This is a genomic window from Roseococcus sp. YIM B11640, from assembly GCF_049727625.1.
GTDB lineage: Bacteria > Pseudomonadota > Alphaproteobacteria > Acetobacterales > Acetobacteraceae > Roseococcus.
Window position 1 is genome coordinate 999,974 of the sequence record NZ_JBBJOZ010000002.1, and the last position, 14,178, is coordinate 1,014,151.

Below are 14,178 nucleotides of genomic sequence, written 5' to 3' on the forward strand. Positions count from 1 at the left end.
GCTCCGTCAAAAGGCGGCCAGGGCCGCGTGAGGGTTCCGGGTCTCCGCTTGCCCGGCCGCCAGCCGCTCCAGCGCGCGGCGCCCGAAGCGGCGGATGAGCAGCGGTGTCAGCACGGCGTCCAGCAGCGTCGCGCTGATGAGCCCGCCGAAGATCGTCACCGCGACGGGATGCAGGATCTCGCGCCCCGGCTCGCCCGCGCCGAAGAGCAGCGGCGTCAGCGCGAGGCCGGCGGAAAGCGCCGTCATCAGCACCGGAGCCACGCGCTCCTCGCTGCCGCGCAGGATGAGGCGCCTGCCCCAGCGCTCGCCCTCGAAGAGCGCGAGGTTCAGCGTGTGGCTGACCTTCAGGATGCCGTTGCGCGCGCTGATGCCGGCCAGCGTGATGAAGCCCACCATGGACGCCACCGAGAGCGGCAGGCCGAAAAGCCAGAGCGCCGCCACGCTGCCCGTCAGCGCCAGCGGGATGTTGCCCATGACGATGAGCGCCAGAGCCGCCGAGCGGTAGCGCGAGAGCAGCACCACGAAGACCAGCGCGAGCGAGGCGAGCGAGAGCAGGCCGATCCGCCGCATGGCCTCGGCCTGCGCCTGGGTATTGCCCTCGATCACGACCGAATATCCCTGCGGCAGCGTGGAATCCGCGAGGATCGCGCGCATGTCGCGCACGATGGAGGCGCCGTCCCGCACGCCGTCCGTGTTGCCGGAGACGACCATGCGCCGCTGCCCGGCCTCGCGCAGCACCTGGTTCGGCCCGTCCACCTCCTCGACCGAGGCGATGAGGCGCAGCGGCAGGAAGCCGCCCGGCGTCGCGACCAGCAGGTCGCCCAGCCCCTCGGTGGTGCGGTCGCGGTCGGCGAGGCGCACCACCACGTCGAAGCGCCGCAGCCCGTCCACGATCTGCGAGACGACGCGCCCGTTGGAGAGCCCCTCCAGCGCCGTGTTCAGCGCGGCGGGCGTGATGCCGTAGAGCGAGGCCTGCGCGTAGTCCGGCACCACGCGCAGCTGCGGGATGCGGACCTGGCGTTCCACCTGCAGGTCCACCAGGCCCGGGATACGCGCGAAATCCCCGCGCAGCCGCTCGGCCAGCATGCCGAGCGTGTCGAGGTCGGGCCCGAAGACCTTCACCGCGATCTCGGCCCTGACGCCCGAGAGCATGTGGTCCAGCCGGTGCTGGATGGGCTGGCCGAGATTGAGCTGCACCGGCAGCGGCGCGAGGCGCGCGCGGATATCGGCCAGGATCTCCTCCCGCCCCCGCGCGGAGCGGCGGAGCGCCACGTCGAGCTCGCTGACATGCACGCCCTCGGCATGCTCGTCGAGCTCGGCGCGGCCGGTGCGGCGGCCGACGGAGATCACCTCCGGCACCTCCGCCACCAGCCCTTCGGCGAGGGTGCCGAGGCGGCTCGATTCCGGCAGGGAGATGCCGGGCCGGAAGGAGAGCGTGGCGAGGACCGTGCCCTCGTTGAAGGCGGGCAGGAAGGCGCGGGGCAGCATCCAGGCGCCCCAGACGGCCATGCCGAACATGACCATCGCCGTGCCGTAGACCAGCCGCGGCCGCGCCATGGCGCCCAGCACCCCCGCGCGGTTCAGCCGCTTCATGGCGCGCAGGACCCAGCCGTCGCCGCGGTGCCGGGCGCGGCGGCGGCCCAGCAGCCAGTAGGAGAGCACGGGCGTCAGCGTCACCGAGACCACGAGGCTGGCCAGGATCGCCACGATGTAGGCGACGCCGAGCGGTGCGAAGAGACGCCCCTCGATGCCCGGCAGCGCGAAGAGCGGCACGAAAACCAGCACCACGATCAGCGTCGCGTAGACGATGCCCGAGCGCACCTCCTGGCTCGCCGCCGCCACCACCTCCAGCACCGGGCGCGGCGCGGGCAGCGCGGCGTTCTCGCGCAGGCGGCGCAGGATGTTCTCCACGTCCACCACCGCGTCGTCCACCAGCTCGCCGATCGCGATCGCCATGCCGCCCAGCGTCATGGTGTTGATGGTCAGCCCCGCGAGGTGGAACACCACCACCGTCGCGAGCACCGAGACCGGGATGGCGGTGAGCGAGATCGCCGTCGCGCGCGCATCCAGCAGGAACAGGATGAGCACGAGCGTGACGACCGCCGCTGCCTCGATCAGCACCGTCTCCACGTTGCGGATGGAGGTCGCGATGAAGTCGGCCTGGCGGAACTGCACGCGCGTCGCGTCCATGCCGGCGGGCAGGCCGCGCTGGATCTCGGCCAGCGCGGCCTCGACCTCGCGCGTCACGGCGATGGTGTCGGCGCCGGGCTGCTTCTGCACGCCGACGATGACGGCGGGCGCGCCCATGAAGCCGGCATCGCCGCGCCGGGGACGGGCGGCGAACTCCACCGCGGCCACCTGGTGCAGGAGGATGGGCGCGGCCTGGCCCACGCGCAGCGCGACGGGCGTGTCGCGCAGATCCTCCAGCCGCCGCGTGAGGCCGAGGTTGCGGATGAGGTATTCCCGCCCCTGCTGGTCCACGAAGCCGCCGCCGGTATTGGCGCCGAAGCGCGCCACCGCCGCCTCGATCTGCGCCGGTCCGATGTCGAGCGCCTGCATCGCCGCCGGGTCCGGCGTCACGCGGTACTGCCGCACCTCGCCCCCGATGGGGATGACCTGCGCCACGCCCGGCACGGCGAGCAGGCGCGGGCGGATGGCGAAGTCGGCGGCCTCGCGCACCTCCATCGGCGTCGCGGCCGAGGCGGTGATGGCGACGAGCATGATCTCGCCCATGATGGAGCTGACGGGGCCCATCACCGGGTTCAGCCCGGCCGGCAGCGCGGCGCGCACGAGCGAGAGCCGCTCGGCCACCATCTGGCGGCTGCGGTAGAGGTCCGCCGACCAGCCGAACTCGACGTAGACGATGGAGAGCGCGACGGAGGAGACGGAGCGCACGCGGGCCACGCCCGGCATGCCGTTCATCGCCGTCTCGATGGGGAAGGAGACGAGGCGCTCTACCTCCTCGGGCGCCAGGCCCTCGGCTTCCGTCAGCAGCGTGACGGTGGGGCGGTTGAGGTCGGGGAAGACGTCCACCGGCAGGCGCGGCAGGACATGCGCGCCATAGCCCATCAGGACCAGGAACGCGGCGAGGACGACCAGGCGGTTCCGCAGGCTCGCGGAGACGAGGGCGGCGAACATCAGCGGATCTGGTTCACGAGGCCGGCGCCCTGCACCACCACGCGCTCGCCGGCCGAAAGGCCGGAGGCGACGAGGACGCGGGCGGCATCCACCGGCTCCACGCGGACAGGGGCGGCGACGAAGCTCTCGGGCTCCACATGGCGCCAGACGATGCTCTCGCCATTGGCCGCGCGGACCACGGCGGCGCGCGGCAGCACCAGGCCGCGCAGATTCTCCGCCAGCCGCGCCACGACGCGCACGGGCTGGCCGAGCGCCAGGCCCGGCGGGGGGTCCTCCACGCGGAACTGCACGAGGATGGCCTGCTGCTGCAGCGCCTGGCCGAAGCCCTGCAGGGTCAGGCGCATGGGCTCGCCGGCGCCGACGGCGGCCGTGGCGTCCTGCACCTCCAGCCGCGCGGCGTCCGGCCCATAGACCAGCGCCTCCACCCAGAGGCCGCCGGGGTCGAGGATCTGGAACAGCACGTCCTGCGCCTGCACCACCTGCCCGGCGACGACGCGCGCGACGGCGATGATGCCGTCGGCCGGCGCGCGGATGGCCTCGGGCTCCACGCGGGTCTGGCCGATGAGGGCGCGGCGGCGGCGCAGGCCCTCGAGCTCGATCTCGGTATCCACCACCTGGACGCGCGTGCCGGCGCCGCTCGCGACGAGCGAGCGGGCGCGCGTCAGCCGCGCCTCCGCGCCCGCGATGAGCTGGTCGATCTCGCCCGTGCGCTCGGCGATGGTGGTGCGGTCCGCGATGGGCAGCGGCGGCTCGACCAGCGCGAGGATGTCGCCGCGCCGGACCTGCTGGCCGAGGCGCGGCAGCCCGCCCTCCGGCGGCGCCACGCGGCCGCCGGCAATGCTCTGCGCGAGGCCGCCGCGATTGGGGTCCGCCACCACGCGGCCGACGAGCGTCACCGCGCGGCGCGCCTCCTCGTCGCGGAGCGTGACGGTGCGCAGCTCCAGCAGGCGCTGGCTGACCTTGGGCAGGAAGACGCTGCCGTCGGGGAGACGCTGCGGCGTATCGATGGCGGCGGTGGAGGCGGCGGCGGGCTCCGGCCCGGGGTCGTGTCCCGGCCCGGCCTGGGCGGGCATGGCGACGAGCAGCGCCAAGCCCACCGCCACGCGCCGGCGGCGGGGGCGCAGCAGCAGCGCCAGCGCGAAGCCCGCGACGGCGCCGCCGCCGATGGGGAACCAGGGCCGGTGCGCCGCCCATTCCACCGCCTCCAGCCAGGCATTCTCCTGCGGGCCGTGATGCGGGTCGGGTGGCGGCAGGGCGGGCAGCGTCGCGACGATCAGGTCGTCGCCCGCGCGGGCCGAGACGTCGAAGACGAATTCGAAGGGGGAGCCGGTGGCGGCCAGCCGCTCGTCGGCCAGCAGGTAGGTCCCGTCGGGCTGCGCCCCGGCCTCCAGCGTCGCGTCGCCCAGGGTCGCGCGGATGCGCGCATCCGCGACGGGCGCGTTGTCCGCGAAGAGATCGAGCCAGATGCGCAGGCGGTCAGGCGCCTCGCGCACGGCGACCAGCTCGTACAGCTCGGTATGGACGGCCACGCGCGGCCGCGCAGGGGCCGAGGCGGCGGCGGCCTCGTCATGGCCCTCATGGGCCAGCACGGGCGTGGAAAGGATCAGCGCGCAGGCCAGGGCGGCCGGGCGGAGCAGGCGATGGAACATGGCAGGGCCTTCGGAGGAACGCGACGCGGAAAGACAGCGCGGCGGCCCGGAGGCCCCGCGCTCAGGCGGTCGCGGCCGGCCTGGGGGGTCTTTGCGGCGTATCCCCGGCTTGCCCGAGGCAGAACGGCGCTTCCGGCGGCGTGCCGAGCCGCAGGGAGGCGAAGGAGGGATGCGGCTCGAGACCCAGCGGCGGCAGGGCCGCCGGATGGCACGCCGTGCAATCCACGCCGCAGGGCGAGGCCTTGCTGGTGCTGTCATGCCTGTCCGGGCCGGACGGCATGTGGATGCCGGCCTCCTGGACCTCCAGCGCATGGGCATGGGGAGCCATGGTCCACAGCAGCGCCACCATCAGCACGGGCAGGACCCGCCGGGCGATTCCATGAAGGCGCATCAGGACCATCGGGTAATGGGGTATCGCGCGACCGGGATCGCGGTCAACACCTCACGGAAATGTCATCTCCGGCAGGGGCAGCAGCTTCGCGCCCCCGGCCAGCAACCCCGCGCGCACCTGGCGGGCGGCTTCCACCGCATCGGGCTCGTCGCCATGCAGGCAGAGCGTCTGGACCTGGAGCTTGATGCGAACGCCGCCGCGCGCGATCACCTCGCCCGCCAGCATCAGGCGCAGCGCCTGCTCGCGGATCACCGCGACGTCGTGGTGCACGGCGTCCGGCAGGCTGCGGGAGCTGAGCGTGCCGTCCGGCTCGTAGAGGCGGTCGGCATAGCCTTCCAGCGCCACGGGCAGCCCGGCGGCGCGGCCTGCCCTCTCCAGCTCCGTGCCCGGAAGCGCCACGAGGATCATGTCCCGGCCGATGGCGCGCGCGGCCTTCGCGATGGCCTGGGCGAGCGCCGCGTCGCCGCTCGCGATGGTGTTGAGCATGCCGTGCGGCTTCACATGCGTGACCTTGCCGCCGTGCAGCGCCGCGGTGCCCGCGAGCGCGCCGACCTGGTAGGCCACCATCGCCTCCACCTCGCCTGCGCCCATGCGCATGGCGCGCCGCCCGAAGCCCTGCAGGTCCGGGAAGCCCGGATGCGCGCCAATGCTCGCCCCGGCGCCCAGCGCCAGCTTCACCGTTGCCGCCATGATCTCCGGGTCGCCCGCATGAAAGCCGCAGGCGAGGCTCGCGCTGTTGATGAGCGGCAGAAGCGCGGCGTCGTCGCCCATCTTCCAGGGGCCGAAGCTTTCGCCGAGATCGGCGTTGAGGGAGATCGCAACCATCGCGCGATGATGGCGCGGGGGCTTGGTGGCGGCAATTCCGCCGGGCAGGATGCCGCGATGCCTCAACTCCTCCCCGTCGGCGATGCCGCGCTCTCGGTCGTCTTCGCCGAGGCCTATTCGCCGGAGGCGGCAGGGCGCGCGCAGGCGCTGGACCGGCAGCTCGCCGCGCTGGCCGAGCCCGGCATCACCGAATGCGTGCCGAGCCTCAGGGCGCTGCTCATCCACTACGACCCGCAGCGCCTCAGCCTGCGGCGGCTCACCGCGCTGCTGGAATCCCTGCCGCCCGCCGGGGCCGCGGACGCGGCCGGCGCCGCCTGGTCGCTGCCCATCTGCTACGAGGGCGAATACGCGCCCGACCTCGCCGACCTCGCCGCGCGGCTGTCGCTGAGCGAGGCGGAGATCGTCGCCATCCATGCGGGCGGGCGCTACCACGCGGCCATGGTGGGCGGGTACCCGGGCTACCCCTATCTCGCCGGCCTCGATGCGCGGCTGCGCCTGCCGCGCCGGACCACGCCGCGCGTCGCGGTGCCCGGCGGGTCGCTGGGCATCGCGAACGAGTTCACCGCGATCTATCCCGCGACGGTGCCCGGCGGCTGGCACATCCTGGGCCGCACGCCCGTGCCGCTCTTCGACCCGCTGCGCGAGGCGCGGCCCGCGCTGGTCGCGGCCGGCGACGCCATCGCCTTCCGCCCCATTCCGCCCGCCGAATTCCGCCGCCTGGACGCCGAGTTCCGCGCGGGCGCCGACCCGGTGGAGCTCTGCCGCGCATGAGCCTCCGCATTCTCGAGGGCGGCCTCTTCACCACGGTGCAGGATCTCGGCCGGCACGGGCACCAGCGGCTCGGCGTGCCGCCCTCGGGCGCGCTCGACCCGGTCTCGCTGCGCACGGCCAACATGATCCTGGGCAACCCGCCCGGCATGGCGGCGCTGGAGATGTGCCGCTTCGGCGGCACGCTGGAGGTCGAGGCCGAGAGCGTGCGCGTGGCCCTGGCCGGCGCCGATGCGGCCTCGGAGCTGCCGCTGCTCCGCAGCCGCACGCTGCGGCGGGGCGAGACGCTCCGCATCGGACGCATCGCGGGCGGGGCGCTCTATCTGGCCGTCGAGGGCGGCTTCGCGCTCAAGCCCGTGCTGGGCAGCCTCTCCACCTACACCCGGGCCGGTTTCGGGGGGCTGCACGGCGGGCGGCTCCAGCCCGGCGACGTGCTGCCGCTGGCGCTTTCCGCCGCGCCCCGCCGGCGGGAGCGCGCGCTGCCGCATCCCGTGCCCGCCGGGCGGGACCGGCCGCTGCGCGTCATCCTCGGCCCGCAAGCGGGGCATTTCACCGAGGGCGCGATCGACGCCCTGCTCTCGGCCGCCTTCTCGGTCACGACCGAGGCGGACCGGATGGGCCTGCGCCTCTCCGGGCCCTTGCTTACCCATTCCGGCGCGCCCGAGATCGCCTCGGACGGCAATGCCACCGGCTGCCTGCAGGTGCCCGGCAACGGCCAGCCCATCGTCCTGCTGCCGGACCGGCACACGACCGGCGGCTATCCCAAGATCGCGACCGTCATCACGGCGGATCTCCATCGGCTCGGCCAATCCGTGCCGGGCACGGTGCTGCGCTTCGAGGCGGTGGCGCCGGAACAGGCACGGGTCGCCCTCGCCCGGCTGGAATCCGCCATGGCCGGGCTCGAAGCCCTGCTGCGGGAGGCATAGCGGTTAGGCCGCTGGGCGGCGCATACGGCGCGGCCCGCATCTTGCTATGCTGCGTCGCGAAAATCTGATCGCGAAATCACCGGAGATCCCGCATGGAACTGGCGCTGTTCAACCTGATGTCGCTCAACCACGACCAGGAGACGCCCGAGCAGGTCTTCGCGATGACGGCGGCCGCCGTCCAGCTCGCCGACGAGATCGGCTTCGACGCCACCTGGTTCGCCGAGCATCACTTCACCAGCGCCTCGATCTGCCCGAACCCGCTGCTCATGGTCACGCATTGCGCGGCCATCACGAAGCGCATCCGCCTCGGCACCGGCGTCGTGGTGCTGCCGCTGCACAACCCCCTGCGCGCCGTGCAGGAAATCGGCTTCGCGCAGCTGGCCTGCGGCGGGCGGCTCAACCTCGGCATCGCGACCGGCCACCAGTTCCACGAGTTCAACAGCTACGGCATCGACCACGCCTCCCGCTCGGACGCGATGCACGAGGAATGGGACATCCTGGTGCAGGGCCTGACGACGGGCCGCGTGAACCACCAGGGCAAGCACTACTCCTACCCGGACTCGCCCATCTGCATCGCGCCGGGCCTGCCGCCGATCTACCTCGCCGGGGCCGCCGGCAGCCTGCTGGAGCGCGCGGGCCGCACGGGCGCCACGCTGCTGGTCAGCCAGGGCGTCCGCACCGCCGAGATGGCGCTGCCCCTGAAGGCGAAGGCCGAGGAAGGTTACCGCGCCGGCGGCTTCACCGGGCGCGACATCCCCCTCGGCCTGCAGCGCTACATCTTCGTGACCGACGACCCTTCCGAGCAGCGCCGCGCCGCCGAGGGCCTGCTGAAGCTCGCGCGCACCACGCTCTCGCTGCGCGTGCCGGTGCCGCCGCGCGACGGCGTGCGCATGCATTCCGTCCCCTTCGAGGGCGAGCCGAGCATCGACTGGCTGCTGGAGAACACGCCCATCGGCAGCGTGGAAAAGGTGACGCGCATCCTCTCGCACGACGTGAAGGTGCTGCGACCCTCGCATATCAGCATGTATTGCGGCTTCTCCGGCCTGCCGCAGGCCCAGGTGCTGGCCGCGGTCGAGCGGCTGGGCCGCGACGTGCTGCCGGCCCTGCGCCGCAGCGCCGAGCAGGAAGCGCTGGCGGCCTAGCCGCGCTCAATCCGCGCGGATTTTCGCCGCGCGGATCACGCCTTCCAGCGAGGCGGTCTGCGCGGCGATGAAGCTCGCGAAAGCCTCGGGCGTGCCGCCGCCGACCACGGCCCCCTGCTCCGCCAGGCGCCCGCCGATCTCGGGCTCGCGCAGCGCCGCATCCACGGCCGAGGCCATGCGCGAGACGATCTCGGCCGGCGTGCGCGCGGGCGCGGCCAGGCCGAACCAGGTGCCGAAGATGAAGCTGGGAAGGCCGGCCTCGGCCGTCGTCGGCACGTTGGGGATCTGCGGCAGGCGCTCGGGCGTCGCCACCGCCAGCGCACGCACCCCGCCCTCGCGGATCTGCGGCAGGATATTGGGCAGGTTGTCGATCATCAGGTCGATCTGGCCGGAGACGAGGTCCGTCACCGCCGGGGCCGCGCCGCGATAGGGAACATGGGTGATGGCCGCGCCGCTCTGCTGCTTCAGGAGCTCGATCGCGATATGCAGGGAACTGCCATTCCCCGCCGAGCCCGCGCGCAGCGAGTCCGGCGCCGCCTTCGCGGCGGCGATCAGCTCGCCCAGGCTGCGCCAGGGGCGGTCCTTGTTCACCACGATGACCTTGGGCGTGTTCACCAGCAGCGCGGTGGGCGCGAAGGCGGTGCGCGTGTCGTAGGGCATGGAGGCGAAGAGGAACTGGTTCGCCGCCAGCGGCCCGATGGAGCCCAGCAGCCACGTGTAGCCATCGGGCGCCGCCTTCGCGACGGCATCCGCGCCGATATTGCCGCCCGCGCCGGGCCGGTTCTCCACCACCACGGGCTGGCCCAGCGCCGTCTGCAGCCGCACCGCCAGCGGCCGCGCCAGCAGGTCCGCGAGCCCGCCCGGCGGGAAGGGCACGACGATGCGCAGCGGGCGCGAGGGCCAGGCGCCTTGGGCATGCGCCAGGGCCGGGATCGCCAGCGAGGCGAGGAGCGTTCTCCGCAGCATCTACTTCGCCTTGTGGTAGAGGTGGGGAATGGCGTGGTCGACCACCACGTCGATCAGGCGCGGGGCCGGGCTGGCGAAGGATTCGGCCAGCGCCTCCTCCAGCTCGCCGGCCGTCTCCACGCGGCGCCCCGCGCAGCCCATGCCGCGGGCGAGGTCCACGAAGCCGATGCCCGGCAGGTCGATGCCCGGCGCGCCCTCGACCCCCAGCACGCGGCTGAAGCTGCGCATGGCGCCATAGCCGGCGTTGTTCACCACGACGATGGTGATGGGCAGGCCGAGTTGCGCCGCGTTCCAGATCGCCTGGATGGAATACATCATGGAGCCGTCGCCGATGACGGCGACGATGCGCGTCCCCGCCTCGCCCAGCGCGACGCCGACCGCCGCCGGCAGCGAGTAGCCGAGCCCGCCGCTGGCCATGGTGTGGAACCCGCCCCAGCGCGTGATGGGCAGGTGCGCCTGCAAGGCCGGGCGGTGCGAGGGCGCTTCCTCCACCACGATGGCGCCCTCCGGCATCAGCCGGCGCAGGGTGGCGAAGAGGTATTCGGCCTTGAGCGGCGCGCCGGCCTCGGGCGCGGGCGGCTTCGCGCGCGGCGGCGGCGCGGCGCGCGTGGCGGCGGCGCCGAGCCTGCCGAGCAGCGCGAGAAGGCCGAGCCGCATCGAGCCCAGGATCGCCGTGCCCGCCGGGGCGGCGGCGGCAGCCTCGCCGTCATGGGTCAGCTGGAAGATCGGCGTGCCGTCGTGGAAGACGCCGCATTCGCCGACGACATGGAAGGTGAAGACCGGCGCGCCGATCACGGCGATGCAGTCGTAGCCCGCGAGCCCCTGCGCCACCGCGCCGGGGGCGGCCGCCAGGAAGCCCGCGAAGAGCGGATGATCCTCGGGGAAGGAAATGCGGTTGGCGAAGGGGCTGGCCAGCACGGGCGCGCGCAGATGTTCCGCGAGCGCGACGAGCGCGGGTCCCGCGCCCTCCTGGTCCACCTCGGGGCCGGCGACCAGCACGGGGCGCTGCGCGCGGGAGAGCCCCTCGGCCATGAGGTCCAGCAGGGCCGGGTCGGGGGCCATCTCGCTCGCCACGCGGCGGGGGCGCACGGGGCGCGTCAGCACGGACCAGTCGTCCATCGGGATGCTCACCAGCGTCGGCCCGCGCGGGCGCTGCATGGCGATGTGGTGGGCATGGGCGATGGCGGCGGGCACGTCCTCGGCGCGGGCGGGCTCGATGCTCCATTTGACGTAGGGGCGCGGGAAGTTCGCGGCCTCGGTGGCGCCCAGGAAGGGGTTGAGCGGCAGCAGCGGCCGCGCCTGCTGGCCCACCGTGATCACCAGCGGCGTCTGGTTGCGGAAGGCGGTGAAGATGTTGCCCGCCGCATGCCCCACGCCCACCGCCGAATGCAGGTTGCAGAAGCCGGCGCGGCCGGTGGCGCGGGCATAGCCGTCCGCCATGCCGACGGCGCAGGATTCCTGCAGGCCGAGCACGTAGCGGAAATCCTCCGGCCAGCGGTCCAGGAAGGGCAGCTCGGTCGAGCCCGGATTGCCGAAGACGGTCGTCATGCCCAGCTCGCGCATCAGCGCGAAGACAGCCTCCCGGACCGTGACGAGGCCTGTGCTGGTATCGGCGTGACCGTGCGGCATTTGCGCTCCCTGGGTGGCGGCGCTCGGACGGCGCCGTTGCAACCCAGGGTTAAGGCGTCAGGCCGGCTGCCCGCAAGTCACTTCCGCCGTGGCGAGCTTCACCAGCCGCTCCAGCCGGGAATCGCGCAGCCCCATGGAGGCGAGCTGCCGCGCGGTGTTGAGCAGGTAGTCGAGATTCGTCCCCGCCTGCCCCCGCCCGCGCGCGATGGTCTCGGCCGTGCTGGCCTCGCAGGGGCGGCAATAGGCAGGATGGCTGCGGTTCGCGACATAGGCGATGCCGCGCACCTCGCGGCCCGAGCCGAGGCGCAGCGGCAGCAGGCGGCGGTCGTAGACCATCTCGCCATTCACGTTCTCGCGCGCCTCCAGGTAATCCAGCACCTCGGGCGCGGCGTCCGGGCAGACGCGGAAGGCGACGCCCCGGCAGGTGCCGCCGCGATCGAGGCCCAGCACCAGGCCCGGAGTCTCCGGCGTGCCGCGATAATGGCGGGAGGTGAGGCAGAAGCGGCGATGATAGCCCCGCAGCACCGCGCTCTCCTGCCCCAGATGGACGAAGTCCGGCCGCCAGATCAGCGAGCCATAGGCGAAGACATAGAGATGCCCGTCGGCATCCAAAGGCAGGGACGACACCCCGGAACCACCCTTGCGAAACCTGTCAGCCCCTCTCTAATCCCTTTCGCATGGCGAAAAAATGGTTGGCCTATTTCGTACTGTTGCTGGGTGTCGCCGCGGGCGGCGCCTGGTGGATCTGGAACGAGGCCACGACACGGCTGGAGGCGGAATCCGCCAACTGGATCCGCGCCCGCACGGCCGAGGGCTGGCGCATCCGGGTGCCGCCGCCCGTCCGCACCGGCTTTCCCTTCGCGGCCGCGCTGCGCTTCGACGGCATGCGCGTGGACAGTCCGGCGGGCTTCGGTTGGCGGGCCGAGCGCGCGGTGCTCGGCCTCTACCCGCAGGATCCGGGCCAGCTGCGCCTCACGCTGGAGGGCGCCCAGAGCTTCACACATCCGCAAGGCATCACGCCCATCCAGCAGAAGGAGCTGAGCCTGCGCTTCCGGCTCGACGGCCAGGGCGGCACGCTGGAGGGCGAGGACCTCCGCCTCGGCGAGACGACCAGCATGCGCCGCGTTTCCGTCGAGATCTTCAACGCGCAGGTCAACGCGCGCGCCGACCAGATGGCGGTGACGGGCCTGCCGCGCTTCGACACGGTTCATGTCACCGGCCGGCTGACGCGCCCGCCCGCCTCCTCTCTCGCCGCCTGGCGCGATTCGGGCGGCGCGCTGAGCGTGGAGCGCGCCGAGTTCCGCACCGGCGAGGTGATCGCGATGCTGAGCGCGACGCTGACGCTGGACCAGCAGCTGCAGCCCGAGGGCCGCGGCATCCTGACGCTGACGGGCGTGCAGGAAGCCGTGACGCTGATGACCGAGGCGGGCTTCGTCGCGCCCAACCAGGCGCCGCTGCTGCGCACGGTGCTCGGGCTCGCTGCGCGGGTGCCGCCGGAGGGCGGGCCGCCGCGCGTGGAGGCACCGCTCGAGCTGCGCGGCCGCCGCCTCACCGCCGCGCGCCTTCCCATCACGACATTGCCCGCGATCGCCTGGCGGTGAGCGGGATGACAGGAAGCGCGAACGCGCCGGAGGTCTGAATCCCGCGATCACGCTGCCGGTGAGTTGCTGAACAGGCGGCGGCGTTCCATGCTCCGGGAAGAACAAGACCCGGAGGGAAGCGCATGGCCTCGGTGCCCATCGCAGGCGGACGATTCATCATCATCGGCGGCGGCAGCCTCGTCGGCTCCGCCACGGCGGCCGAGCTTCTGGATGCCGGCGCGGCCGAGGTCCGCCTGTTCGACAATTTCTCGATGGGGGCCGAGACGGCCGTCGCGCATCTCAAGGACAATCCGCGCCTCAAGATCGTCCGCGGCGACGTGATGCGCATCGCCGACCTGCTCTCCGCCATGGAGGGCATGGACGGCGCGCTGCTGCTGGCCGCCTACATGACGCTGAACATGGACCGCGACCCCTGGGGCGGCCTCGACGTCAATATCCGCGGCGTGCAGAACGCGCTGGAGGCGGCCGTGACGCGCGGCGTGAAGAAGGTGGTCTTCGCCTCCTCCAACGCGGTCTACGGCTACGGCCCCGGCATCAAGGGCGACCTGGTGGAAACCACGCCCTTCTTCTCGGAGGGCGCGCCGCCGGCCGCCATCCTCTACGGCGCCACCAAGATCATCGGCGAGCAGCTCTGCCGCACCTACACGATGAAGCGCGGCCTGCCGCATGTCGTGCTGCGCTACTCGACCGTCTATGGCGAGCGGCAGCACCACCGCGCGGCCAATGCGCTCTACATCATCGAGACGCTGGAGAAGCTCGCGAAGGGCGAGCCGCCGGAGATCTTCGGCGACGGCAGCGAGACCAAGCACTTCGTCTATGTGGGCGACCTCGCGCGCGCCAACCGGATGGCCTTCGAGAGCGCGGCCAGCAACGTCGCCGTCAACTGCTCGGGCCCCGAGCCGGTGAGCACGAAGCAGCTCGTCGCGCTGGTGACGGAGCTCGCGGGCGGCGGCCCCGCGCCGGTCTTCGTGGGCGACACGCCGGGCAAGGTGCGCCTCACCTCGGGCGGCGCCTTCCGCATCGCGCACGAGAAGGCGCACGCCACCATCGGCTGGAAGCCCGAGGTGGACATGCGCGAGGGCCTGGGCCGGCTGATCCGCTGGCTCAAGGGCAACGAGGCGCGGGAACGACACGAGGGCTGAA

General features: G+C 73.1%; 12 protein-coding genes. 5 read left to right on the plus strand and 7 right to left on the minus strand.

Going from position 1 to position 14,178, the window contains the following annotated elements:
• Window positions 1–6 precede the first annotated feature (6 nt).
• From WJM96_RS12280 to WJM96_RS12295, 4 genes are all read right to left on the minus strand, one after another.
• On the minus strand, window positions 7–3,138 hold the full coding sequence (locus tag WJM96_RS12280) for an efflux RND transporter permease subunit (protein ID WP_424812779.1): 3,132 nt from the start codon (window positions 3,136–3,138) through the stop codon (window positions 7–9).
• On the minus strand, window positions 3,138–4,787 hold the full coding sequence (locus WJM96_RS12285) for an efflux RND transporter periplasmic adaptor subunit (RefSeq protein ID WP_424812780.1): 1,650 nt from the start codon (window positions 4,785–4,787) through the stop codon (window positions 3,138–3,140). Before WJM96_RS12285 ends, WJM96_RS12280 begins: the two co-directional genes overlap by 1 nt.
• A gap of 61 nt (window positions 4,788–4,848) precedes the next feature.
• Window positions 4,849–5,178 carry a hypothetical protein gene (locus WJM96_RS12290; RefSeq protein ID WP_424812781.1) on the minus strand — a complete coding sequence of 110 codons (330 nt, stop codon included), beginning with the start codon at window positions 5,176–5,178 and terminating at the stop codon, window positions 4,849–4,851.
• A gap of 51 nt (window positions 5,179–5,229) precedes the next feature.
• Window positions 5,230–6,003 (minus strand): LamB/YcsF family protein, encoded by a 774-nt coding sequence (locus WJM96_RS12295; RefSeq protein ID WP_424812782.1) that lies wholly within the window; start codon window positions 6,001–6,003, stop codon window positions 5,230–5,232.
• A gap of 57 nt (window positions 6,004–6,060) precedes the next feature.
• On the opposite strand from WJM96_RS12295, the gene pxpB reads away from it, so the two are divergent.
• The 3 genes from pxpB (at window position 6,061) to WJM96_RS12310 (ending at window position 8,839) form a co-directional block, all read left to right on the plus strand.
• Window positions 6,061–6,774: a 5-oxoprolinase subunit PxpB gene (gene pxpB / locus WJM96_RS12300; RefSeq protein WP_424812783.1), complete on the plus strand. Its 714-nt coding sequence runs from the start codon at window positions 6,061–6,063 to the stop codon at window positions 6,772–6,774.
• A complete protein-coding gene (locus WJM96_RS12305; RefSeq protein ID WP_424812784.1) occupies window positions 6,771–7,697 on the plus strand; it encodes a biotin-dependent carboxyltransferase family protein in 927 nt (308 codons plus the stop codon). The genes pxpB and WJM96_RS12305 overlap by 4 nt, the downstream gene beginning before the upstream one ends.
• A 92-nt stretch (window positions 7,698–7,789) precedes the next feature.
• Entirely contained in the window at window positions 7,790–8,839 is a 1,050-nt protein-coding gene (locus WJM96_RS12310) for an LLM class flavin-dependent oxidoreductase (protein ID WP_424812785.1), read from the plus strand.
• 6 nt (window positions 8,840–8,845) lie between these two features.
• Here the strand turns inward: WJM96_RS12310 and WJM96_RS12315 are convergent, their stop codons facing one another.
• From WJM96_RS12315 to WJM96_RS12325, 3 genes are read right to left on the minus strand one after another with little or no spacing between them, the layout of a single operon-like run.
• Complete coding sequence (locus WJM96_RS12315) at window positions 8,846–9,805, minus strand: Bug family tripartite tricarboxylate transporter substrate binding protein (protein ID WP_424812786.1); 960 nt, start codon at window positions 9,803–9,805, stop codon at window positions 8,846–8,848.
• Entirely contained in the window at window positions 9,806–11,434 is a 1,629-nt protein-coding gene (gene mdlC / locus WJM96_RS12320) for a benzoylformate decarboxylase (protein ID WP_424812787.1), read from the minus strand. It lies immediately after the preceding gene.
• A gap of 57 nt (window positions 11,435–11,491) precedes the next feature.
• Window positions 11,492–12,061, minus strand: coding sequence for a gamma-glutamylcyclotransferase (locus WJM96_RS12325; protein ID WP_424812788.1), 570 nt, complete (start codon window positions 12,059–12,061; stop codon window positions 11,492–11,494).
• Between the two features lie 50 nt (window positions 12,062–12,111).
• Between WJM96_RS12325 and WJM96_RS12330 the strand changes: the two genes are divergently transcribed.
• Together WJM96_RS12330 and WJM96_RS12335 are read left to right on the plus strand one after the other, a co-directional pair.
• Window positions 12,112–13,035 carry a DUF2125 domain-containing protein gene (locus tag WJM96_RS12330; RefSeq protein WP_424812789.1) on the plus strand — a complete coding sequence of 308 codons (924 nt, stop codon included), beginning with the start codon at window positions 12,112–12,114 and terminating at the stop codon, window positions 13,033–13,035.
• A gap of 122 nt (window positions 13,036–13,157) precedes the next feature.
• On the plus strand, window positions 13,158–14,177 hold the full coding sequence (locus WJM96_RS12335; RefSeq protein WP_424812790.1) for an NAD-dependent epimerase/dehydratase family protein: 1,020 nt from the start codon (window positions 13,158–13,160) through the stop codon (window positions 14,175–14,177).
• Window position 14,178: the final 1 nt, after the last annotated feature.